Here is a 21,241-nt window from a genome sequence, read left to right on the forward strand (position 1 = left end):
GGGTTCCCGTATGCAGACAACCATGCGCGCCGCAAAAGAGTCCATCGTGGTGAAAGCCGTCGACACCGCCGTGGTGAAGCGCCTTGCCGCGGAGCTCGGCGTTTCAACCGCATTGGCGACGATTTTCGCGGTACGCGGGTTCAAGACCGCGGACGAGTGCAGGAAATTCTCCGCGCCGCAGCAGGAGCATTTCCACGACCCGTTCCTGTTCAAGCACATGGAAAAGGCGTGCGACCGTATCTGCGCCGCCCTGCGCGACAGGGAAAAGATCGTCATTTACGGCGACTACGACGTCGACGGCGTGACCTCCACCGCAATGCTGCTGAGGCTCCTGCGCCAGTTCGGCGCGTCCTGCGATTACTATCTTCCCAACAGATTGACAGAAGGGTACGGCCTGTCCCTTGACGGCGTGCGCTTGCTCGCCGGACAGGGCGCCACGCTCATGATCACCGTCGACTGCGGCATCACCGCCTGCGAGGAAGTCGCGCTTGCAAAGTCGCTTTGCATGGACGTGATCGTCACCGACCACCACGAGCCCAAAAACGAACTGCCCGCCGCGTTTGCCCTGCTCGACCCCAAGCTTCCCTCGTGCGGCTACCCGGACGACGGCCTCGCCGGCGTGGGCGTGGCGCTCAAGCTCGCGCAGGGGCTGGCAAAAAGGATCGGCGGCGGCGACGAGCTGTGGAGCAGGTACCTTGACCTTGCGGCAGTGGGAACCGCCGCCGACATCGTGCCGCTGGTGGGTGAGAACCGCATCATCGCGAGCATCGGCTTCGGCCAGCTGCCCTACACCAAGAACCAGGGGCTGCGCGCCCTGCTTTCGGCGCAGGGCTGCGACGGCGCGAGCATCTCCACCGGCGACGTGGTGTTCCGCATCGCGCCGTGCATCAACGCCGTGGGACGCCTCGGCGATCCGCGCCGGGGGGTGGAGCTCCTGCTCACCGACGACCCGGCCCTGGCCCGCCTTTACGCGGCGGAGCTCAAGGAGGCCAACATCGAGCGCCGGGCGCTTGACAACCACATACAGGACGAGGCGTTTTCATGGGTGGAGGAGAACTGCGACGCGGACCGCGACTACGGCATCGTGGCCGGCTCGCGGCAGTGGCATTGCGGCGTGGTGGGCATCGTGGCGTCCAAGCTCGTGGAGCGGTACCATCGGCCGTCCATTCTGTTTGCGATAGGAGAAAACGGCCTGGCGCGCGGCTCGGGCCGGAGCATCGCGGGATTCCATCTGCACGACGCGCTCACCGAATGCTCGGGCCTGCTCGAGGGATTCGGCGGCCATGCAGCGGCCGCGGGCATGACCATAAAAGAGGAGAACCTCGCGGCCTTCAGGAGCCGCTTCAACGAGATCGCGCACAAAAAGATCGCGCCCGAAGACCTTGTTCCCAAGGTGACGGCCGACGCCGTGGTGCGGCTGGCCGAACTCACGCAGGAATTTTATTCGGGCATCACCGCAATGGAACCGTTCGGCCCCGGCAACATGCGGCCCGTGCTCGTGTGCCGCGACCTGAAGAACCGCTTCGACCCACGCGTCGTGGGCGAAAAACATCTCAAGCTCATGGTGCAGGACGGCGGCATATCCATGGACGCCATCGCCTTCAATTTCGGCGACCGCAAAAACGAGCTCGGCAGGGCCGGGGCGTATACGCTCGCGTTCTGCCTTGACGAAAACGAATGGAACGGCAGGAAATCACTGCAGCTCAGGGTGAAGGGAGTGGAGCTATGACCATGTGGGACGGCCGGTTTAAAAAAAAGACCGACAGGCTGATGGAGCGGTTCAACAATTCCCTTCCGGTTGACCAGGAACTTTTTGCGGAAGACATCGAGGGAAGCATCGCCTGGGCGCGGGCGCTCAAAAAGGCGAAAGTGCTTTCTTTGCGCGAATGCGCGGCCGTCGAGCGCGGGCTGGCGCGGCTGCTCGAGGACTTCAAACAGAACAGGGCGCGCTTCGTCGCCTCGGACGAGGACATCCACATGGCAATCGAGCGCATGCTCGCCGCGAAAATCGGCGCCGCGGGCGAAAAGCTCCACACCGGACGCTCGCGCAACGACCAGGTCGCCACCGACACGCGTTTGTATGTCATGCGCAGGGCAACAGACATCCGACAGCTGATTTCCGGCCTGCAAAAGGCGCTCTTGTCGCGCGCGAAAAGCGACATGACGGTCATTGCGCCAGCCTACACGCACCTTCAGCAGGCGCAGCCCGTTCTCCTGTCCCACTACTGGCTCTCGTTCCTGTTCGCGCTTGAACGGGAAAAAACCAGGTTTGCACAAGTAAAGGAATGCACCGACCTCATGCCGCTCGGCTCCGGCGCGGTCGCCGGCAGCGGCTTCAATGTCGACCGGAATTTTCTCGCAAGGAAGCTCGGTTTTTCCAAAATCTCCGACAACAGCATGGACGCCGTTGCGTCGCGCGACTTTGTGCTGCAAGCGCTTGCCGCCTGCGCGTCGTGCGGGACCCTGCTTTCACGCTACGCCGAAGACCTTGTCGTCTGGTCGTCAAGGGAATTCTCTTTTGTCGAGCTCGACGACGCCTGGGCCACCGGCTCGAGCATGATGCCGCAAAAGAAAAATCCCGATTCACTTGAACTCATCCGCGGCAAAGCCGGCCGTTTCATCGGTAACCACACCGGGTTCGCGGCAACGCTCAAGGGTGTAGGGCTTGCATATTACAAGGATCTACAGGAAGATAAAGCGTCACTATTTGATTCACTTTGCCAGATGGAGCTTGTCCTGGAAGTGTTCACCAACGTCATCGCAACGCTATCGGTAAACGCGGACGCCATTAAAAAAGACCTCGACCCGCTTTTGTTCGCTACCGATCTCGCCGATTACCTTGTGTCAAAAGGCGTGCCGTTCCGCCAGGCGCACAAGGTGGTGGGAAAGCTCGTTGGCTGCTGCGTTGCGTCGGGCGCAAAACTCACGGGCCTCACCGTGGACCAGCTCAGGGAATTCTCCCCGCTGTTCGGCAACGACGCGCTCAGGGTTTTCAAATGGGAAAACGCGATTGAACACAGGGGAGTGTACGGCGGGACGGGAACGGGGAGCGTGAGGAGGCAGATAATAAAGGCGGAAAGTCTGATTAAGAATAGTTGATGGTTTGCGTAGATAAGTTAAAAGATGTACATTGCTCTCTCACGTATACCATTCATTCCCGCATTTATTACATCTCCACACCGTTACTCCAAAATAAAACACCTTGTCGAAAATCGATTTCTTTTCATGCAGGAAAATAGACCTTGAATCGCATTTCGGACATTTTAACGTCAGCTCGTGTTTTTTGCTGATACGGTCGGTTTCAATTTCCTCATTAAATTTCGATACAATGGGCAGTGCTTTTTCAAAATCACTTTTATTGATTTTTACCAAATTATAAAATCCCCCGCGAAACTGGCCGCCGGGCCCGTGCGGTGTAATGATGGACGGAATCCCCGCCGCTAATAGCCGGTCCCTTAACGAAACAGCCTCGCTATCGTCAAGATATTGGGAAATTATATAGTAATCCATATTTTTTAAACAGAAACGTTAAAGTTCTATTTAGCAACCCTGTTTTCCACCTTATACATCACCAGCTTCCCGAACTCCACCGAATCCTTCATCGCAAATCCCCTCGCCAGCGCCGATTCAAACGCTCCGTTGTCCAGAATCTCCGATCCCCGCGCGAAATAGATTGTCGGATATTTTTTGAGCGTGTCAATCATCGACTTGGTTTCGCCTGAAACCGGCGCGTCGTGAATGGGATACAGGAAACAATGAGAAGGCCTTTTTTTCGAATAGTATGAAAAAACATAGTCCCTGCATCCCGCGGGTGAAAACACCAAAGCGTCCCCGTCTTTTTTGACTTCGTCTATCATACGGCTGCATTCTTTCCACCTCGGATTTATCGGAGCGCTGAAATAGCGCAGGTCTTCAAATATGCAGGTGAAAAACAGGGCTGCCAGCAGGATGATCCGCAGAAAACGGAGGTTGATTCTGTAAACGGTAAATGCAATGAGGATATAAAAAGGGATTGACGCGGTCACCGCGCAACGCCTGGTGAAAAAAGGCACGGTAAAAAATGAAAAGATGTAGGGAATAATGATGACTGCGGTCACCCAGCAAATGAAGAGCGCCCATGCGCCGTTTTCAGTCTCCCAGGTTGCCTTGGAAAAGAGATTCCGGCGCTGCTGGATCATCCACGCAATCAGAATGAACATAAAAACCAGAAGTGCCAAGATGGAGCCGGCGTAGGTTCCGAACGCCACGAATATTTCCTTGGTCAGCAATGATCCGAATCGCGTCAAGGGTGCCTCTGCCCTTGCCCTGAAGAACATAACCGGCAACCACGGCGCACAGAAAAGAAAAACAACGCCGAAGATGATCATGTTGGATTTTAAATAGCCGGTTTTATTTTCGCGGGGTAAGGCGGCAAGTTTATACGCAAAGTAAAGCACCTGTCCCAGAATAACGAACGCGCCGTAGTAGTGTGTGTAAAAAAGCAAAATGGTTGAAACGACATATAATACGATATTTTTTCTCGCAGGCCTGCTTTGAATCAGAAAAAAGAAATAATAAGACAAGATACCCAGCAGCACCATGAGCGAATAGCCGCGTCCCTCCTGGCTCAGCGCGAGGTTATACCGCGACACCGCAAGGATGCAGGCCACGGCAATGCCCGTGCCGCTGCCGAACGCGGCCGCGGCAAGCGCGTACGCCGCGGGAACGGCAAGCGTGCCGGCAACCGCAGACGGCAGGCGCAGGGCAAATTCCGACTGCCCGGCGATTGGTACCCATAATTTCATGAGAAGGTAATGCAGCGGCGGGTGGTTGTCGTCCGCCATGATGCTGTGCAGCATTTCCGGCGTGCTTTTTTTCGCCAGAAACAGCGTGTACCCTTCGTCAAGCGACAGGCTGTTCTGGGATATACTGCACAACCGCATGCCGAAACCGGCGAGGGTAATGAGGACAAGCGCAATTATTGTTCTTATGTTTGAGGATTGACCCATGGCTTATCTTCAATATTAACGAAGCGATGATATTTCATCCACCGAATTAAAAGGAAAATAGTAAAATTAAATAGTTTCATTTCTATAAATCTCCCCGGGGGGAGATATAGTGGGGCGTTACAAGACGCATTTTCCTTGGCGGGTCTAAGGGCCGGCTAGGCCCTTCCATGATTTGAAATAATTCTCAAAATCACGCGCGAATATTATCAGCCCAGATGCGGTCTCAAATACTTCCCCGTCACCGAAGCCGGGCTTTTCGCGATCTGCTCCGGCGTTCCGGTCGCCACCACGGTGCCGCCCCTGTCGCCGCCCTCGGGCCCGAGGTCGATGATCCAGTCGGCGCACTTGACCACGTCGAGGTTGTGCTCGATCACGATCACGGTGTTGCCTTTGTCAACAAGCTCCCCGATCACGTCCATGAGCAGCAGGATGTCCTCGAAGTGCAGGCCGGTGGTGGGCTCGTCGAGGATGTAAATGGTCTGGCCGCTGGCGCGCTTGGCGAGCTCGGCCGCGAGCTTAATGCGCTGCGCCTCGCCGCCCGACAGGGTGGTGGCCTGCTGCCCGAGGTGGATATAGCCCAGTCCCACGCGCGACAGCACCGCGAGCTTCGCCTTGATTGACGGAATCCTGTCGAAGAACCCGAGCGCCTCGTCCACGGTCATGTCGAGCACGTCGGCGATGGTCTTGCCCTTGTAGGTGATCTCGAGCGTCTCGCGGTTGTACCGTTTGCCGTGGCAGGTCTCGCACTGTACGTACACGTCGGGCAAAAAGTGCATTTCTATTTTTATCACGCCGTCGCCCTCGCACGACTCGCAGCGCCCGCCCTTCACGTTGAAGCTGAAGCGTCCCGCCTTGTACCCGCGTATCTTGCTTTCCGGCAGCATGGTGAACAGCGTGCGGATGTGGTCGAACGTCTTGGTGTAGGTGGCGGGATTGGAGCGCGGCGTGCGGCCGATGGGCGACTGGTCGATGTCTATCACTTTGTCAAGCAGCGCGAGCCCCCTGATCTGCCTGAACGGCAGGCAGGGCAGCTTGGCGTTGTAGATTTTTTTCGCCAGCGCCGGAAACAACGTTTGGTTGACCAGCGTGCTTTTGCCCGAGCCCGACACGCCCGTGACGCACACGAGCATGCCGAGCGGAATCGAAACGCCGATGTTCTTAAGGTTGTTGCCACTGGCTCCGGTGATCTCGAGGAAGCGGCCGTTGCCGCTGCGTCGCCGGCCCGGGACCGGGATTTTCTTTTTTCCCGCGAGGTAGAGCCCGGTGACCGACGCCGGGTTTGCCATGATCTCCTTTGGCGTCCCGCTCGCCACGAGCCTGCCGCCGTGTACGCCCGCGCCCGGCCCGATGTCGAGGATGCGGTCGGCCGAAAGCATGGTCTCGCGGTCGTGCTCGATCACCACCACGGTGTTGCCCAGGTCGCGCAGGGACACGAGCGTGGTGAGCAGCTTGCCGTTGTCGCGGGGGTGCAGCCCGATGCTCGGCTCGTCGAGGATGTAGATGACGCCGGTGAGCCGCGAGCCGATCTGCGTGGCGAGCCGAATGCGCTGCGCCTCGCCGCCGGAAAGGCTCGACGACGCGCGCTCGAGCGAAAGGTACGAGAGCCCGACATTGACAAGAAAGGAAAGGCGTTCCCCGATCTCCTTCAGAATTTGCTTCGCGATCTGGGCCTGCCGCGGCTGCAGCGGCAGCGCGGCAAAGAACTCCTTGAGGCCGTCGATGGACAGGTGCGAAAGGTCGGCGATGTTGCGGCCGTTGATCAGGATGGCCAGGCTCTGCGGCTTGAGCCGCCTGCCCTTGCAGGCCGGGCAGGGCCGCTGGGCCATGTAGCCCTCGATCCAGCGGCGGATCTCCTCCGATGTCGAATCGCGGTACCGGCGCAGGAGGTTGGGGATAACGCCCTCGAACTCCTTCTTGAACTGGCCGTGTCCCTCGCGGCTGCGGTTCTCCCATTTCATGAGGATCTTCTGCTCGCCCGCGCCGCGAAGCAGGATGTCCTTCTGTTTTTCCGTGAGCGACGAATACGGTTTGTCAACAGGAATGCCGAAATGCCTGCACACCGACAGCATCATCTGGTGGTTCCAGCTGCCCAGCGTTGCCGCCGCGTTCCACGGCACGATGGCGCCGGAAAAAAGCGAGCGCGACGGGTCGGGAACCACGAGGTCCGGGTCGACCTCGAGAAGGTATCCCAGGCCGCTGCAGGTCTCGCATGCGCCGAACGGGCTGTTGAACGAGAACATGCGCGGCGTGAGCTCGTCGTAGGAGATGCCGCACACCGGGCAGGCGAGAAGCTCCGAAAAGACAATGGGGTCTTTTCCCACGAGGTCGACCGCGACCGTGCCGTTGGTGCTCAGCTTGAGCGCGGTCTCGAGCGAATCCACGAGCCTGCTCTTGATGCCGGCGCCGTTCACCAGCCGGTCGACCACCACCTCGACGGTGTGCTTCTTGTTTTTGTCAAGCGCGATCTGCTCGTCGAGGGTGTAAACGATGCGGTCCACGCGCACGCGCACGAACCCGTCGCGCTGGAGCTTCTCGAACAGGTCCTTGTATTCCCCCTTGCGGCCCGACACCACCGGTGACAGGATCTGGAATTTTGCGCCCGACGGCAGGTCCAGGATTTTGTCCGTGATCTCCTGCACGGTCTGACGCGTGATGGGCCTGCCGCACTTGTAGCACGTGGGGTCGCCGATGCGCGCGAACAGCAGGCGCAGGTAATCGTGAATCTCGGTGATGGTGCCCACCGTGGAGCGCGGATTGTGGCCCGTGCTTTTCTGCTGTATGGAAATTGCGGGCGACAGGCCCTCGATGGAATCCACGTCGGGCTTTTCCATGAGGCCTAAAAACTGCCGCGCGTACGCCGACAGCGATTCAACATAGCGGCGCTGGCCCTCGGAATACAGCGTGTCGAACGCCAGCGAGCTTTTTCCCGAGCCCGAAAGCCCGGTGATCACCGTGAGGCTGTTGCGCGGAATGGTGACGTCGATGTTCTTGAGGTTGTGCTCGCGGGCGCCTTTGATAATAATGTCTTTTACTTGCATGATTTTTGTTCCGAGTATCCTGGTAATTCTGGAAATCCTGATTAAAATTACAACGTGGGGTTTGAAAAGGGCGGGACAATTTGTCTGATTTAAAATACCTCGTCTTGTTATTAATATTTTGAAGGGGGAGGGCTCCCCCTGGGGTGCAGCTTCCGCCGCCGCGCGGTTGTCGAGTAGCAAATACTTTAGTGGCGCATGCTTGAGCTTTTCGAAGCATCAAGACAGCGCGGCGGCGGTGATCTGCACCCACACCCCCTTCTGGGTGCGGCCGGGTACCGACCGCTGCAAGCTTCACACATCCGCCGGGCGCACCCGCGGAAGGCTGTTGTTTAGGGAGATTAACCTGACTAATTAATTACATTAGCCTGATTGGCGCGAATTCTGTTACTTTACTAACCGGAAGTCTGCCGCCGCCCAGGACTGGAGCTTGGTCCCGACCAACGGGAGGAAATAGACCCGCTGGAGCGTGGCAGCCCGAGCCGAAGGACGACGACCCTTGTGACCCTTGGAAATCCCTGACGAGGGAGAAGCACCCGAAGGGGTGGACGGCCGACCACTTGGAGGGCGAAGCCTCTCCAAGGGGGAACGCCCGGATTTATTTTTTTAAGACAACTACATTCATCAAGGACAATTTTACTATGACGATAAAACGTAAATTCATCAGCCTCGGCCAAAGACTATTAATGTCCCGCGGATTCTTTCTCACCTCCACCATGCCGCATCTGTACCGGGAGAGAATTCTCGATGTCACCGACCGTATGGACTATGTCCGGTCCTCGTCGCTGGAGCTTATTGCATATGAGATATACCAGAAGAAAATCCCCGGCAGCGTCGCCGAGGTCGGCGTTTACAAGGGCGAGTTCGCGGGCAAGATCAACGAGGCGTTCCCCGACCGGGCCCTGTACCTGTTCGATACTTTTGAGGGCTTTTCAAAAGAGGACGTCGCGTTCGACAGAAAACAAGGGTACCACGAACACGACGAGGATTTCTCCGGCACCAGCGTGGAAACGGTGCTGGCAAAAATGAAAAACCCAGGCCGTTGTGTGGTGAAAAAAGGAAGGTTCCCCGATACCGCGGCCGGTATCGAAGGCAAATTCGTATTTGTCAGCCTCGACGCAGACCTGTACCTCCCCATCATCGCCGGGCTGAGGTACTTTTATCCGCGCATGCAGGAGGGCGGGTTCCTTTTTGTCCATGACTTTTCCGGCCCCGGCTACAAGGGCGTTCGCGCCGCGGTGGAGGAGTTCTGCAAGGAGATCGGACGGGGATATTTTCCGTTGTGCGATTCGGGTGGAAGCGTTGTGCTGTGCAAATAAGAAAGATTGCCACAGAGGCACAGAGAGAACAAATAGTTTAAAGTTGGAAGTTGAAAGTTAAATGCGCCTTGTCCGTTTTACCGCCTTCAACTTTCAACCTTCAACTTCCAACTGCATTCTTTCTCCGTGGCTCCGTGGTAATTTTTATTTTAAGTATTCTGCTGCGGGGGAACGGCTGGCGGGGGCTCTTGGGAAAGGCCCTTATTGTATTCCTCGTACATCTGCTGAATGGTCTCCGAAAGCTTTGTCCGGTTGAACGGTTTGAACAGGCACGGGATTTTTGACGATTTGTAAATCTTGATGAGCGTGTGCTTGGGGTTGTAGCCGAAGCCGGTCATGAGCACCACCTGCGAAGCAACGCCCTTTTCCCTGAGCTTGCCGATGAATTCGTATCCGTCCATATCGGGCATGGCGATGTCGGTGAGGATGAGAAAAAAGGAGCCCTGTTCGAGCTGCGAGAAGGCCTCGGCCGTCGAGGAGGCAAGGGTCGTCTTCCATCCCAGACTCTCGAGATAGATTTTAAGAAAGTCCAGAACGTCGGCCTCATCGTCCACGATGAGGATGCGGCGGTCAGCTTCGTTCGGTAAAGAGGCCATGGGTCTTGTTGAGAAGCTCCTGTTTGCCGAACGGCTTGGTGATATACGCGTCGGCCTTCATGACATGCAGCCCCACCATCTCGTCAAAGGCGTGGGTCTTGGCGGTGAGGATCGCGATGGGGAGCTTGGCGAACTCCGGGTCGCTTCGGATCTGCTTGAACACTTCCCAGCCGTTCATCTTGGGCATGGAGAGGTCGAGGAGCACCGCGTCGGGCTTGTATTCCTTCACCTTGTCGTAGGCCGCGGGCGCGTCGAGTACGGTTTGCACCTCGAATTCGTCGGTCTCCAGAACCAGTTTCACCAGTTCCGCTATGTCCATTTCATCCTCGACGACAATGATTTTCTTTTTCATTGAACTTTTGCCCCTATTTTCTGAAAAATTCCGAAAAAGCCCAATTCCAGTATTTAAGGCACACTAAAAATGCGACGACCGCCGATACAACCCTTAACAGCATGGGAATACTCTGCGGGATGTGAAGACCGAGGTCGCTGCCGATTATTTCAGAGATTGCCGTGACCGCGATGACAATCGAAGTCACGTACAGCAGGCGGTACCACGGCGGGATCTTGAGCGCAACGCCGAGGGGCCTGCTCAGATAAATGAGAATGACCATGAGGAGCACCGCCGACGCATCAAAGAGAACGATGTAGTGGGTGAAGCCCATGCGCCTATTTCCTCGGCTTTCCCATTTTAAGGAACAGGTTGGTGGAACTTATCATCGACGAGATCGCGGCCAGGATGACCAGTCCCGCCTGCAGCGCGCCGAGCATTTTGCCGTCGCCCGCGGAAACAAACACGGTGAGCGCGCACAGCAGCGAAAGAATGATGGAGACGATGAATCCAATCCTCGGCGTGGGCTCCCCGAATTTCTTCTGGTAAAATGCGGCGATGAGGTACATGGTGACGTTCAGGCACGCCACGGCGCACAGGTATGCGGCAAGGCAAAAGCGCCCGAAATCAAGCAGCATGGTGACGTTCATTACTTTTTACCGAAAACTTTGACAAATGCGTCTTGCGGCGTGTTGTGCGAAATGCCGCTCATGATGCCCTCGCGGCCCGAGAACTTCGATTCCACCTCGATGCCGTGCGGCCCGATCTTGAAGCACCGGATGTCCTTCTGGTGGTCGCTGCCGCGCATCTTGAGGATGAGAAAGGCTTTCTGCACCGTGCTGTCGATCTCCACGTAGCGCATGAGGAAATAAGAATCCACGATGAACGGGATCTTGCTCGTGACCCTACTCATCTGGCCCATGAGGCTGTCGTTCTCGCGCAGCAGCACGCTCGTCACGTTTTCCCGCTTGAGCGCGTTGATGAACTTCCGCTCGATCTCGCGCAGGTGGAACTCGTCCACCGACAGCGATTCGAAATGCGTGACGCTGTCCACCAGCACCCGCTTGATGCTCATCTTCTCGATGATGCTGATAAAGGTGCCGTCGACATTCTCGAATTCCTTGAGCGTGGTTTCAGGGTCCGAGAACGCAATCTTGAGCTTGCCCGACGCCTCCAGTTTCTTGAGGTCCCAGCCGAACTGCAGGGCGTCGTGGTAATACTGCTGGGGGAATTCCTCGAAGGTGATGATGAGGCCCGGCTCGTCGTACTCCGTGATGCCGTTGTAGATGAACTGCACCCCCATGGTGGTCTTGCCCGTGCCGGGCGCGCCCTCGATGAGGCTGGCCGAGCCGGGAAGGAGCCCGCCCTGGATCATCTCGTCGAGGCCCTTGATGCCGAACGGTATTCTCTTTTCCTTCATATGCACGCTCCTTGGATCAGGAGAAAAGATGGACGATGATGGCTTTCTGCACGTGGAGGCGGTTTTCCGCTTCGTCAAGCGCAATCGAATGGTCCGAGTCAAGCACGCCGCTGGTGATCTCCTCGCCGCGGTGCGCCGGCAGGCAGTGCGAGACGAGGACGTCTTTGGGGGCGCGGGAAAGGAGCCGTTCGTTCACCTGGAAGGGCGCGAAGCGCTTTTTCCGCACCGCGGTCTCCTTTTCCTGTCCCATGCTCGTCCACACGTCGGTGTAGATCACCGTGGCGCCGCGGACCGCCTCGGCCGGGTTGTCCGATATGTCAATTTTCGCGCCCGTGTCCGCGGCAACGCCGCGGCACAGCGCCAGCACCGCCGGGTCGGGTTCGTATCCTCTCGGGCCCGCGGCGATAAAATGCCATCCCAGTTTTGCCGCGACCACCATGAGCGAGTGGCACACGTTGTTGCCGTCGCCCACGAAAACGATCTTCAGGCCTTTCTGCGCGCTCAGGCGCTCGTACACCGTGAGCCCGAAGGCAAGCGCCTGGCACGGGTGGAATTTGTCCGACAGGGCGTTGATGACCGGTATCGAGCTGTGAATGGCAAGCCCCGCCACGGTCTCGTGCAGAAAAGTGCGCGCCACGATGAGGTGCACCCACCGCTCCAGGTTTTTCGCAACGTCTTCAACGCTTTCACGCTTGCCCATCTGGATCTGGTCGGACGCAAGGTAAATGGGATGGCCGCCGAGCTCGTACATTGCGGCCTCGAAGGTGATGCGGGTGCGCAGCGACGGTTTTTCAAAGATCAGAACGCCGGTCTTGCTCTCAAACACTTTTGGGTCGGCATTAAGACGTTTGTTTTTAAGATTTTTAGCGAGAAGAATGAGGTGCTCGATTTCCTCGGGCGAATAGTCAAAAAGGGTCAAAAGGTTCTTTTTAGTCCTTTGCCCCACGTGGTCACCGTGCGTGGGAAACGCCTGTTTTCTCTTGGCCGAGCTCATTAGAACTTATGCCGTTGTTAAGGTATTTAACATTGTTAAATAATAACTGTTCCGGGCTGTGAAATCCATTCCTCCAAAGTGGATGGATCCGCAAGTAACCTTTAAAAATCATTTTGTTATTAATTGAAGATTAATTAAAATAATTGTTTCTCACTTCCGTCGAGCAAGGATATTGGAATATTTTGTCAAACAAAATAGATTAATATTCTTGCTTCCCTTAACATCAATCTCACATATTAAATAACAGAAGACAGACCCAGTATCACTCCAATGCCTCTCGTCGAGAGAGGCTATTTAAGCTTTTCCGATTCTGCGCCAGGGCGCAAGGCGGTTTCGCCTTGGCCGTTTTTCACACATTCATCAGGAGGCTTCCGGTGGATATCACAGAGGTCAGAATAACGCTTCGGAACGAAGAAAAGCTCAAGGCGTTTGCCAGCATCACGTTCGACGATTGTTTTGTGGTGCGCGGGTTGAAGGTTATCAACGGCTCGCAGGGGTATTTCGTGTCCATGCCTTCCCGGAAAAGGAAAGACGGCAGCTACCAGGACGTCGCCCACCCCATCAACAACGAGATGAGAAAGAAAATCGAAGACAAGGTCCTTGATGCCTTTGAAAACGAACTTAACAAATCCGGGGCCGCGCAGACGGTTACCAAGGCGCCGAGTCCGGCCGAGGAAGAGGATTTTGACATGGATGACGAGGCGGCAAAGGCGGAGCATTGACAGGGGCATTCATCCTTAGGTAACGGGCATTTCACCGTAAGGGAAATGTCCTTTTTTGTACCCGAATATCCTTTCATCCTTTTAAATCCTTAAAGTTTACTCCCGAATGCACCAGATATTATTTTAGGAACTTTGCTGGGGCGTCGACAAGTGGCAAGTCACGAGGTTTTGGTCCTCGCATTCGGAGGTTCGAATCCTTCCGCCCCAGCTTCTACGTGATTTTTCATGCGTAGAAAGCTGGGTGAGGAAGGGTTCGGAAAAGCTGGTTTCTGCATAATGTGCAAACCCTGTGTATACTCCCTAGTGTAAAGTCGGATTTCTGGCATCAATGATTGTCTTGTTCGAGGGGCGTTGCGGGGCGGGCCCCGCTGTGAGGGGTGTGCCGAAGACTCCGCAGTCCCGCTGCCGGCGGGACGAGGAGGCTGAGGCCAGGGGAGATACCTCTCCCCGCCAGATTTTTTTATCAATGATAATAAAATTCAAGGAGGTTCACGTTGGACATCATCAAACTCAAGGCGCGGCCGCGGGCAGGGTCGGGAAAATCCTATACGCGCAAGGCGCGTGTCAGCGGGTGGATTCCCGCCATTTATTACGGCCGCAGCAGGCAGCCCACAACCATTGAGATAGACGCGAACGAGTTTACCCGTCTCGTGCGGGCGAAAAAAACCAGAAGCCTTTTCAACCTCAGCCTCACCGAGGAAGAGGGCAAGGAGGCCGTTGCGATCATCAAGGAGATCCAGCGCGACACCATCGACAGGAAACGCTTCCTGCACATAGATTTTCAGCGCGTGGCCATGGACGAAAAGGTGACCGTGGGCGTTCCGGTCGAGCTCACTGGCCTGCCTCCCATCGGCGTCAAGGAAATGGGCGGCGTTCTGCAGCATCCGGCCAAGATCATCAGAGTGGAATGCCTGCCGGCAAATATCCCCGAAAAAATCAGCGTCGACGTTTCGATGCTCAAAATCGGGGACTCGGTGCACGTCCGCGACATCACGGTGCAGAACGCCGTGATAAAAGATTCCCCGGACGAAGTCGTCGCGGTGGTGATCGTGCCCACCGAAGAAGTGGTCACGGCTCCGGAGCCCACCGCAGCGGTGGAAGGCGCCGAAGGCGCGGTTCCCGCGGCGGAAGGCGCGGAAGGCGCAGAGGCCGCCGCCGCTCCTGCAGCAGAAGGCGCGGAAGGCGCAGCTGCGAAGCCCGGTGCGCCGGCCGCCGGCGGAAAGCCCGGCGCTCCCGCAAAACCAGGCGCCCCGGCTGCGGCGAAGCCAGGTGCGCCCGCAAAACCCGGAGTTGCTCCTGCAAAACCGGGCGCCGCTCCTGCAAAACCAGGCGCGGCCCCTGCTGCGGCACCCGGCAAGGACGCAAAAGGCGCAAAGGGCGGCAAGTAAAAACACCGGCAACAGAAGTATTTGGAACCTGTGGCGGCATTTGTCAATTTTTTACGGTTCTTTTCCAGGAAAAAGCCGCCCGCGGGCACCGATGTCATCATTTTCGGCATCGGCAATCCCGGGCAGAAATACGAGGGCACCAGGCACAACGTGGGTTTCATGGTGCTCGATTGCCTGGCGCAATCGTTATCGGGCGCGGCCGTCCGCAGCGAGGCGTTGTTTGACGCCCGCACCGGAACGCTTCGCGGAAAGAAAGTTGCTCTTGTCAAGCCCACAACGTTCGTGAACCGCTGCGGCGAGGCCTTTTCGGCAAGCGGCGGGCTGTTCGCGGTGCCGAAAGCGGCGTGCCTCGTTGTCGCGGACGATTTCAACCTGCCGCTCGGCGCGATCAGGCTCAGGCGCGGCGGGTCGGACGGCGGACACAACGGGCTGGCGTCGATCATCGAACGCACCGGGCCCGATTTTCCGCGGCTGCGCGTGGGCATCGGCCCGCTTCCGCAGGGCGAAGGCTCGGTCGATTTCGTGCTGGGAAAATTTACCGAATCCGAAACCGCCCGTCTCGATGCGGCGGTGAAATGCGCGGCGGATGCCGCGGCGGCGTTCTGCAGCGACGGCATAGACAAGGCGATGAACCGGTATAACAGGAGTATGGAAAAAAACAGCCGGCCATGACCGGCATTCAGTAATAACAGCAACACATCCAATCATCCTGCTTCACGGGCGCGTAACAAAGGGAATGCGCGCATGAGTGAAGCCGCTAGACCAAAGGAGGCTCACGTTGAAACGACCCTACGAATCTGTCGTCATTTTTGACGCAACTCTTCCCGAAATCACGATCCATGGCGAAAACGCCAAGCTGGAAGAGTTCTTCCGCAAGAACGCCGCATTTGAAAAGACCGTGGTGATGGGCAAGAAGATGCTTGCATATCCCATCCGGAAGAAGAAGACCGGCATTTTCCACCTGTATCTTTACAGCGGCGAAGGGGACGTTGCCGGCAAGCTGGAAAAACACCTCAAGCTCAACGAGACCGTGCTCCGTCATCTGAGCGTGGGACGGGTGCCGGGGACCTCCAGGCTCGTCGAGGCATCAACACCAACGGAAGGGGCGCAGGCATAATGTATAAAAGAAGCCGATCGAGAAAAGTGTGCTGGTTCGACCAGAATTCCATCGAGCCGGACTACAAGGACCAGCGGATGATGGAAAGCTTCATCACCGAGCGGGGAAAGATCGTTCCGCGCAGGCTGTCGGGGACGTGCGCCAAGCACCAGAAGGCGCTCGCGGTCGCCATCAAGCGCGCGCGGTATCTTGCGCTCATTCCGTTTGTCGCGGAGAACCTGAAGTAAACGGCGCCGCGCCCGCGCCGCGGGCCGAATGGTGCCGCAGGCACAGCAATCACCGATAACAAGAGGTATTACCACATGGAAGTCGTATTGAAAAAAGACCACGACAAGCTCGGCAAGGCCATGGATGTCGTTAATGTCAAGGACGGGTACGCGAGGAATTTCCTCATCCCCCAGGGCATCGCGGTGGTCGCCACCGAGGGAAACCGCAAGGCGGTGGCCGAATCAAAGAGGATCGCCGAGAAACGCGAGGAGAAAAAGCAGAAAGAGGCGCGTGAGCAGGCCAAACAGATCGAAAAGATCCCGTGCACCATCAAGGCGAAGGTGGGCGAGGACGACAGGCTGTTTGGGTCGGTGACCACGCAGGAGATCGCGGATTTCCTGGCCAAGGAAGGGTTCGCGGTTGACAAGAAAGACCTTGAGCTGGAGGAGCCGATCAAGCAGCTCGGAGTGTATTCGGTGAAGATTACCCTGTACAAGGACGTTATAGCCAACCTCAAGGTGTGGGTGGTCAAGGAAGAGTCCAAGTAAGGAATACGGTTTACCGTAAAGCCTTTTGATCAACAAAAGAGGCGTTTATGACATTGCAAGGATGTTTCGTTGCGATCGTGACCCCGTTCGGCGCCGACGGGCTCGTCGACGAGGCGGGGCTGCGCAGCAACATAGAGTTTCTCATACAGAACGGCGTGTCCGGCATCGTGCCCTGCGGCACCACCGGCGAATCGGCCACCCTGTCATGGGACGAGCACAACCGGGTGGTGGACATCGCCCTCGAGCAGGTGAAAGGCCGCATCCAGGTGATCGCGGGCGCGGGCTCCAACAACACCCACGAGTCCATCGAGGCCGCGGTGCATGCCAAGGAGAAAGGCGCGCAGGCCATTTTGTGCATCACGCCGTATTACAACAAGCCCACCCAGGAAGGGCTGTACCAGCATTATAAAACGCTCGCCACGACCGTGGACATTCCCATCGTGTTGTACAACGTGCCGGGCCGCACCGGCGTCAACATGCTGCCGAAAACGGTTGAGCGCCTGTGCGAGTTCAAAAACATCGTGGCAGTCAAGGAGGCGAGCGGCAACCTGCTGCAGATATCGGAGATCCACCGCCGCTGCGGCGACCGGCTCACCATCCTTTCCGGCGACGACGCGCTCACGCTTCCCATTCTCGTGTGCGGCGGAAAAGGCGTGATTTCGGTGGTGGCGAACATCTGGCCGCAGAAGATGGTGGCGATGCTGGCCGCGTTTGCAAAAAACGACATGGCCGCGGCGCTCAGGCTCCACGAGGAGCTGCTGCCGGTCTCCAACGCCATGTTCTTTGAGACGAGCCCCGGCCCGGTGAAAACCGCGATGAATTATCTGGGGCTCGCCGCAGGGCCGTTGCGGCTTCCGCTGGTCGACATGGAAAGCGACAACAGGGAAAAACTCATCGCGGTTCTCAAGCAGAGCGGCATCAAGCAGCTGTCGTAGGATAAAACAATCATCGCAGCAATGCGGAGAAAAAGAGTTGGAAGTTAAAGGTTGAAAGTGACGAAAAGAACAAAAAGCATTTAACTTCCAACTTTCAACTTTCAACTATATACTTCTCTGTGCCTCTATGTCAATCTTCGAAAATGTTATAAAGTGAGCAGGCTCCCATGACAACGAACATCATCATCAACGGCGCGTGCGGGAAAATGGGCAGGGAAATCGCCGCGGTCGCGCTGGAAGACGCCGAATGCGGCCTTGCGGGCTGCGTGGAACAGGCCTCGCACCCCGCCGTGGGCAAGGACTACGGCTCTGTCACGGGCCTCGAGGCAAAAGGCGTTACCGTGGCCGCCGCCGTCGCCGGCCTCGCCATTGACAAAAGCGTCATCCTCGATTTCACCTCGCCGAAAGCGAGCCTGTCGCTCCTTGACGCGGTGGAGGGAAAACAGGCGCGGCTCGTGATCGGCACCACCGGTTTCGACGAGGCGCAAACGGCCCGCATTGAAGCGGCCGCGAAGAAAATCCCCATTGTTTTCGGCCCCAACATGAGCCTCGGCATCAACCTGCTGTTCATGCTCACGGAGCTTGTTGCAAAAAAACTGGGCGGCACGTTCGACATCGAGATCATCGAGGCGCACCACCGGATGAAAAAGGACGCGCCCAGCGGCACGGCGCACAGGCTCGGCGAGATCGCGGCCGCGGCCACCGGCACCACCTACGGCGAAGCGGTGAAGAACGGCAGGTCCGGCATGGTGGGCGAGCGCACGAAAAAGGAGATCGGCATGCACGCGGTGCGCGGCGGCGACATCGTGGGAGACCATACCGTGCTGTTTGCCGGGCAGGGTGAACGGCTCGAACTGCGCCATGTCGCGCACAGCAGGGCCACGCTCGCCCGCGGGGCCGTGGCCGCCGCGAAATGGCTCGGCGGCCGCAAGCCGGGGCTTTACACCATGCGCGACGTGCTCGGCCTGTAAATAATGGCGTTTCGGGCCGGGGAAACGTCAATTTTTTTATTTCTGACACGAAATAATGGTGTTGCGGCGTGCCTGCCAAAAAAATGCGCGTTTTTCACCGGCTAGTGTTCAAGGATCCTTCATGATACAGCGAAAGACGGGATTTCTCCTCGTTGCCGTGGCGGCGGCCCTTTTTGCCTCTCAGAGCTATTCTCAAGACACCGCAAAAGCCGCATCGGGAAATTCGGCGGTACCGCCTGCGGCAAGCGCCAGGCAGGGTGCGGCGTCCGCGCCTGCCGAAAATAAAACCGCACCCAAGGACACCGCGGCGAAAACGGCGGCGCCGCAAACGGCCGCCGCTGCGGCAAAGGACACCGCTCAAAAGGCCGCGACCCCCGCAAAGCCAGCCGCAACTTTACAAAAAAAGAAAACGGTGCAGGAAGACATCATGTCCGAAGACGAGGAGATGCTCATCCCGGAAAAGGGAGTGTCCCAGCCGGTAAAAAATGCGCAACCCGCAAAAACCGACACGGCCAAGGTGGCGGTGCAAACGGCTGCCGATACCGCAAAACCTGCCGCGGCTACCGCGGCAAAGCAGGCGGTGAGCCGCGATACGGCAAGAACAGCGGCGGCTCCGGCCGCGGCGGACACGTCGGCCAGGGCAACGCCAGCGCCTGCCGCTGCGGCACAGCCGCCGGCAGCGCCGGCAAAGACCATTAGAATAGAAGAGGCCCGTCCCATCAATTTTGCCAAGAACCTCAAGGAATACCGCTCGCCAAAACTTGCCATGCTCCTGTCCCTGTGCATTCCCGGCCTGGGGCAGGCATACATTAAAGATTATTGGCGGGCTGGCGTGTACGTGGTTGCCGAGGCGGCCGTCATCGGCGTCAGCGTGTTGTACTCGAGCAAGGGGAAGGACAAATACAACCAGGCAACGGCATTCGCGAACGGGAGATTCTCGGGCGACAAGATGAAGACTTATTACAATGATCTGAAAAATTTCCTCATTTCAGATGGTGTGCTTGATTCGGGAGGTATCCAGACAGCGCTCGATAACATTTCCGGGGACGGGCTTGTAAGTTTCATGCACGCCTGCAGCACAAAAACGCAGGATTTCTACCGCGACATCCAGGACAAGGCCTATACGCAGGGATGGAACGATTGCCAGCCTACGCTCGCGGAAATACAAAATTATGCGACCCCGGGCGGGCAGCTTCAGGATCAACCTAATTACCTGTATAAGTATTACAGAAACAACGACTCGCTCGGCCTGTCGTATTACATCACCATCAAGAACAAGGACAACGGCGCTACCATAGCTGATGGCGACATGCAATACGGCTATTCCGCCGACCAGCGCACGTACCGTACGCTCATGTCGCAGTCCAACGACAATTACAAGACCGCCACCACCGTGCTGTTCCTCCTCCTCATCAACCACGTGGTGAGCGCGGTGGACGCCTTGATAAGTGCGAATGTTTACAACGCGGACCTGCTCGGCAAGCAGACGTTCTGGCACCATATCGACCTGCAGACCGGCGTTGCGGGCCGCGACATGCTGATCGCCCCCGGAATCACCATGAACTTTCGGTTTTAGCCATGCCGCACCGCGCCATCATCGCCGTGATCCTTCTTGCGACCGCCTGCCTGTTGCCGGCGCGGGCCCAGGTGACTGTCGAGCAGGACGTCACCACCGATACCGTCGACCTGTTCGCGAAAAACGCCGCCGCGCCGAAAAAATCGGCCGTGCTCGCCATGTGCGCGTCCGTGATCCTTCCCGGCCTCGGCCACCAGTACCTCGGCGACGACGCCAAGGCGCTCATCTATTATTCCGCGGAGGCGCTGTTCATCTTCGGCGCCATCGCATGCGACCATTATTCGAAAACGATTTTCAACAGCGCCAAGGCGTACGCGTGGGAGCACGCACAGGCCCAGGGCGGACAGGGCGCCGACGACAACTTCTGGAACAACGTGGGCCAGTACGACGAGTCCGACGGCTATAACGAGAACATGGCGCGCGGCTACAACGAGCAGATGGAACTCATCTACCGCGACCAGGAAAAGGACTACCTCACGCCCAACCTGCAGTGGCATTGGGACGATCCCGCCAACCGTAAAACATACAACGGCTTCTTGCAGCAGTCCCTGAGCTGGCAGGTGGCATCGTCGTTTTTCCTCGGCGCCATGGTGCTTGACCGCCTCGTAGCGTTCATCGACGCGCGGGTAACGGCAAAGAACATGGAGACAAAGGCGCTTTCGTCAATCAAATTTGTTCCCCAATACGATCCGCAGGCGCGGGCCTCGGGTTTGACGTTGAATATTAGTTTCTGATCAAATATTTGGAAAACCTTCCCTTCGCAACGCATCCACTGCGGTATGCCGCTGCGCGGCGATTAAAAAAAATGGGGATTTTTATCCCTGACGGCAAGGGCAAACAACACGATAAAGCGCTGTGAGGACACCTTACTCTTTAGGAACGATACAATGATCGTCTTGTCGGGCCCTGATCACATTCCCATATGTTTCAACAGCCCGAAAACGATAAACACCGGCCACACGATCGCCTTGAGAAAACCCAGCACGCCGACCCAGAACGTTGCGGCATGGGAAAGATAATAAATCACCGCGCCGATGAAGCCAAGGCCGTACACGGCGCCGGAACCTGAGTTATGGTAGGATCTGCTCATGGTT

The 21,241-nt window shown here is 57.4% G+C and carries 23 protein-coding genes and 1 tRNA gene; 14 read left to right on the plus strand and 10 right to left on the minus strand.

Annotated elements, in window-relative coordinates; translation table 11 throughout:
* The first annotated feature begins 10 nt into the window (after positions 1–10).
* Both recJ and argH read left to right on the plus strand, forming a co-directional pair.
* Complete coding sequence (recJ, locus tag VLX68_03465; GenBank protein HUI91286.1) at positions 11–1,729, plus strand: single-stranded-DNA-specific exonuclease RecJ; 1,719 nt, start codon at positions 11–13, stop codon at positions 1,727–1,729.
* Positions 1,726–3,099, plus strand: a complete 1,374-nt coding sequence (gene argH, locus VLX68_03470; GenBank protein ID HUI91287.1) for an argininosuccinate lyase — start codon at positions 1,726–1,728, stop codon at positions 3,097–3,099. The genes recJ and argH overlap by 4 nt, the downstream gene beginning before the upstream one ends.
* 39 nt (positions 3,100–3,138) lie before the next feature.
* On the opposite strand, the gene VLX68_03475 is transcribed toward argH, so the two are convergent.
* From VLX68_03475 to uvrA, 3 genes are all read right to left on the minus strand, one after another.
* Positions 3,139–3,510: a hypothetical protein gene (locus VLX68_03475; GenBank protein HUI91288.1), complete on the minus strand. Its 372-nt coding sequence runs from the start codon at positions 3,508–3,510 to the stop codon at positions 3,139–3,141.
* Between the two features lie 26 nt (positions 3,511–3,536).
* Entirely contained in the window at positions 3,537–4,988 is a 1,452-nt protein-coding gene (locus tag VLX68_03480; GenBank protein HUI91289.1) for a glycosyltransferase family 39 protein, read from the minus strand.
* A gap of 206 nt (positions 4,989–5,194) precedes the next feature.
* Entirely contained in the window at positions 5,195–8,026 is a 2,832-nt protein-coding gene (gene uvrA, locus VLX68_03485) for an excinuclease ABC subunit UvrA (protein ID HUI91290.1), read from the minus strand.
* A 638-nt stretch (positions 8,027–8,664) separates the two neighbouring features.
* Here uvrA and VLX68_03490 point away from each other — a divergent pair.
* A complete protein-coding gene (locus VLX68_03490) occupies positions 8,665–9,342 on the plus strand; it encodes a TylF/MycF/NovP-related O-methyltransferase (protein HUI91291.1) in 678 nt (225 codons plus the stop codon).
* Positions 9,343–9,491: 149 nt separating this feature from the next.
* Here VLX68_03490 and VLX68_03495 read toward each other — a convergent pair whose 3' ends face one another.
* Genes VLX68_03495 through argF form a run of 6 tightly spaced genes read right to left on the minus strand, consistent with a single transcriptional unit; the run spans position 9,492 to position 12,683 of the window.
* Positions 9,492–9,938, minus strand: a complete 447-nt coding sequence (locus VLX68_03495) for a response regulator (GenBank protein ID HUI91292.1) — start codon at positions 9,936–9,938, stop codon at positions 9,492–9,494.
* The gene (locus VLX68_03500) at positions 9,913–10,290 is read right to left on the minus strand and encodes a response regulator (GenBank protein HUI91293.1); all 378 of its coding nucleotides are present in this window, start codon (positions 10,288–10,290) and stop codon (positions 9,913–9,915) included. The genes VLX68_03495 and VLX68_03500 overlap by 26 nt, the downstream gene beginning before the upstream one ends.
* A gap of 13 nt (positions 10,291–10,303) precedes the next feature.
* Positions 10,304–10,603 (minus strand): hypothetical protein, encoded by a 300-nt coding sequence (locus tag VLX68_03505; protein ID HUI91294.1) that lies wholly within the window; start codon positions 10,601–10,603, stop codon positions 10,304–10,306.
* 4 nt (positions 10,604–10,607) lie between these two features.
* On the minus strand, positions 10,608–10,919 hold the full coding sequence (locus VLX68_03510) for a hypothetical protein (protein ID HUI91295.1): 312 nt from the start codon (positions 10,917–10,919) through the stop codon (positions 10,608–10,610).
* A complete protein-coding gene (locus VLX68_03515; GenBank protein HUI91296.1) occupies positions 10,919–11,689 on the minus strand; it encodes an ATPase domain-containing protein in 771 nt (256 codons plus the stop codon). Before VLX68_03515 ends, VLX68_03510 begins: the two co-directional genes overlap by 1 nt.
* Positions 11,690–11,705: 16 nt before the next feature.
* Positions 11,706–12,683 carry an ornithine carbamoyltransferase gene (argF, locus tag VLX68_03520; protein HUI91297.1) on the minus strand — a complete coding sequence of 326 codons (978 nt, stop codon included), beginning with the start codon at positions 12,681–12,683 and terminating at the stop codon, positions 11,706–11,708.
* A 374-nt stretch (positions 12,684–13,057) separates the two neighbouring features.
* Between argF and spoVG the strand changes: the two genes are divergently transcribed.
* From spoVG to VLX68_03575, 11 genes are all read left to right on the plus strand, one after another.
* Complete coding sequence (gene spoVG / locus VLX68_03525; protein HUI91298.1) at positions 13,058–13,405, plus strand: septation regulator SpoVG; 348 nt, start codon at positions 13,058–13,060, stop codon at positions 13,403–13,405.
* A gap of 136 nt (positions 13,406–13,541) precedes the next feature.
* Positions 13,542–13,613 (plus strand) — tRNA-Gln (locus VLX68_03530).
* 286 nt (positions 13,614–13,899) lie between these two features.
* Positions 13,900–14,793, plus strand: coding sequence for a 50S ribosomal protein L25 (locus VLX68_03535; protein ID HUI91299.1), 894 nt, complete (start codon positions 13,900–13,902; stop codon positions 14,791–14,793).
* A gap of 30 nt (positions 14,794–14,823) precedes the next feature.
* Complete coding sequence (gene pth / locus VLX68_03540; protein HUI91300.1) at positions 14,824–15,465, plus strand: aminoacyl-tRNA hydrolase; 642 nt, start codon at positions 14,824–14,826, stop codon at positions 15,463–15,465.
* A gap of 106 nt (positions 15,466–15,571) precedes the next feature.
* Entirely contained in the window at positions 15,572–15,910 is a 339-nt protein-coding gene (rpsF, locus tag VLX68_03545) for a 30S ribosomal protein S6 (protein ID HUI91301.1), read from the plus strand.
* Positions 15,910–16,137 (plus strand): 30S ribosomal protein S18, encoded by a 228-nt coding sequence (gene rpsR, locus VLX68_03550; GenBank protein HUI91302.1) that lies wholly within the window; start codon positions 15,910–15,912, stop codon positions 16,135–16,137. Before rpsF ends, rpsR begins: the two co-directional genes overlap by 1 nt.
* Positions 16,138–16,212: 75 nt before the next feature.
* A complete protein-coding gene (rplI, locus tag VLX68_03555; protein HUI91303.1) occupies positions 16,213–16,665 on the plus strand; it encodes a 50S ribosomal protein L9 in 453 nt (150 codons plus the stop codon).
* Positions 16,666–16,712: 47 nt separating this feature from the next.
* On the plus strand, positions 16,713–17,600 hold the full coding sequence (dapA, locus tag VLX68_03560; GenBank protein HUI91304.1) for a 4-hydroxy-tetrahydrodipicolinate synthase: 888 nt from the start codon (positions 16,713–16,715) through the stop codon (positions 17,598–17,600).
* 167 nt (positions 17,601–17,767) lie between these two features.
* A complete protein-coding gene (gene dapB / locus VLX68_03565; GenBank protein ID HUI91305.1) occupies positions 17,768–18,571 on the plus strand; it encodes a 4-hydroxy-tetrahydrodipicolinate reductase in 804 nt (267 codons plus the stop codon).
* A gap of 121 nt (positions 18,572–18,692) precedes the next feature.
* A complete protein-coding gene (locus VLX68_03570) occupies positions 18,693–20,147 on the plus strand; it encodes a DUF5683 domain-containing protein (GenBank protein ID HUI91306.1) in 1,455 nt (484 codons plus the stop codon).
* 2 nt (positions 20,148–20,149) lie between these two features.
* Positions 20,150–20,881: a hypothetical protein gene (locus VLX68_03575; protein ID HUI91307.1), complete on the plus strand. Its 732-nt coding sequence runs from the start codon at positions 20,150–20,152 to the stop codon at positions 20,879–20,881.
* Positions 20,882–21,057: 176 nt separating this feature from the next.
* Here VLX68_03575 and VLX68_03580 read toward each other — a convergent pair whose 3' ends face one another.
* A complete protein-coding gene (locus VLX68_03580) occupies positions 21,058–21,237 on the minus strand; it encodes a hypothetical protein (protein ID HUI91308.1) in 180 nt (59 codons plus the stop codon).
* Positions 21,238–21,241 lie beyond the last annotated feature (4 nt).

This window comes from Chitinivibrionales bacterium (genome assembly GCA_035516255.1).
In the GTDB taxonomy this organism is placed as follows: domain Bacteria; phylum Fibrobacterota; class Chitinivibrionia; order Chitinivibrionales; family FEN-1185; genus FEN-1185.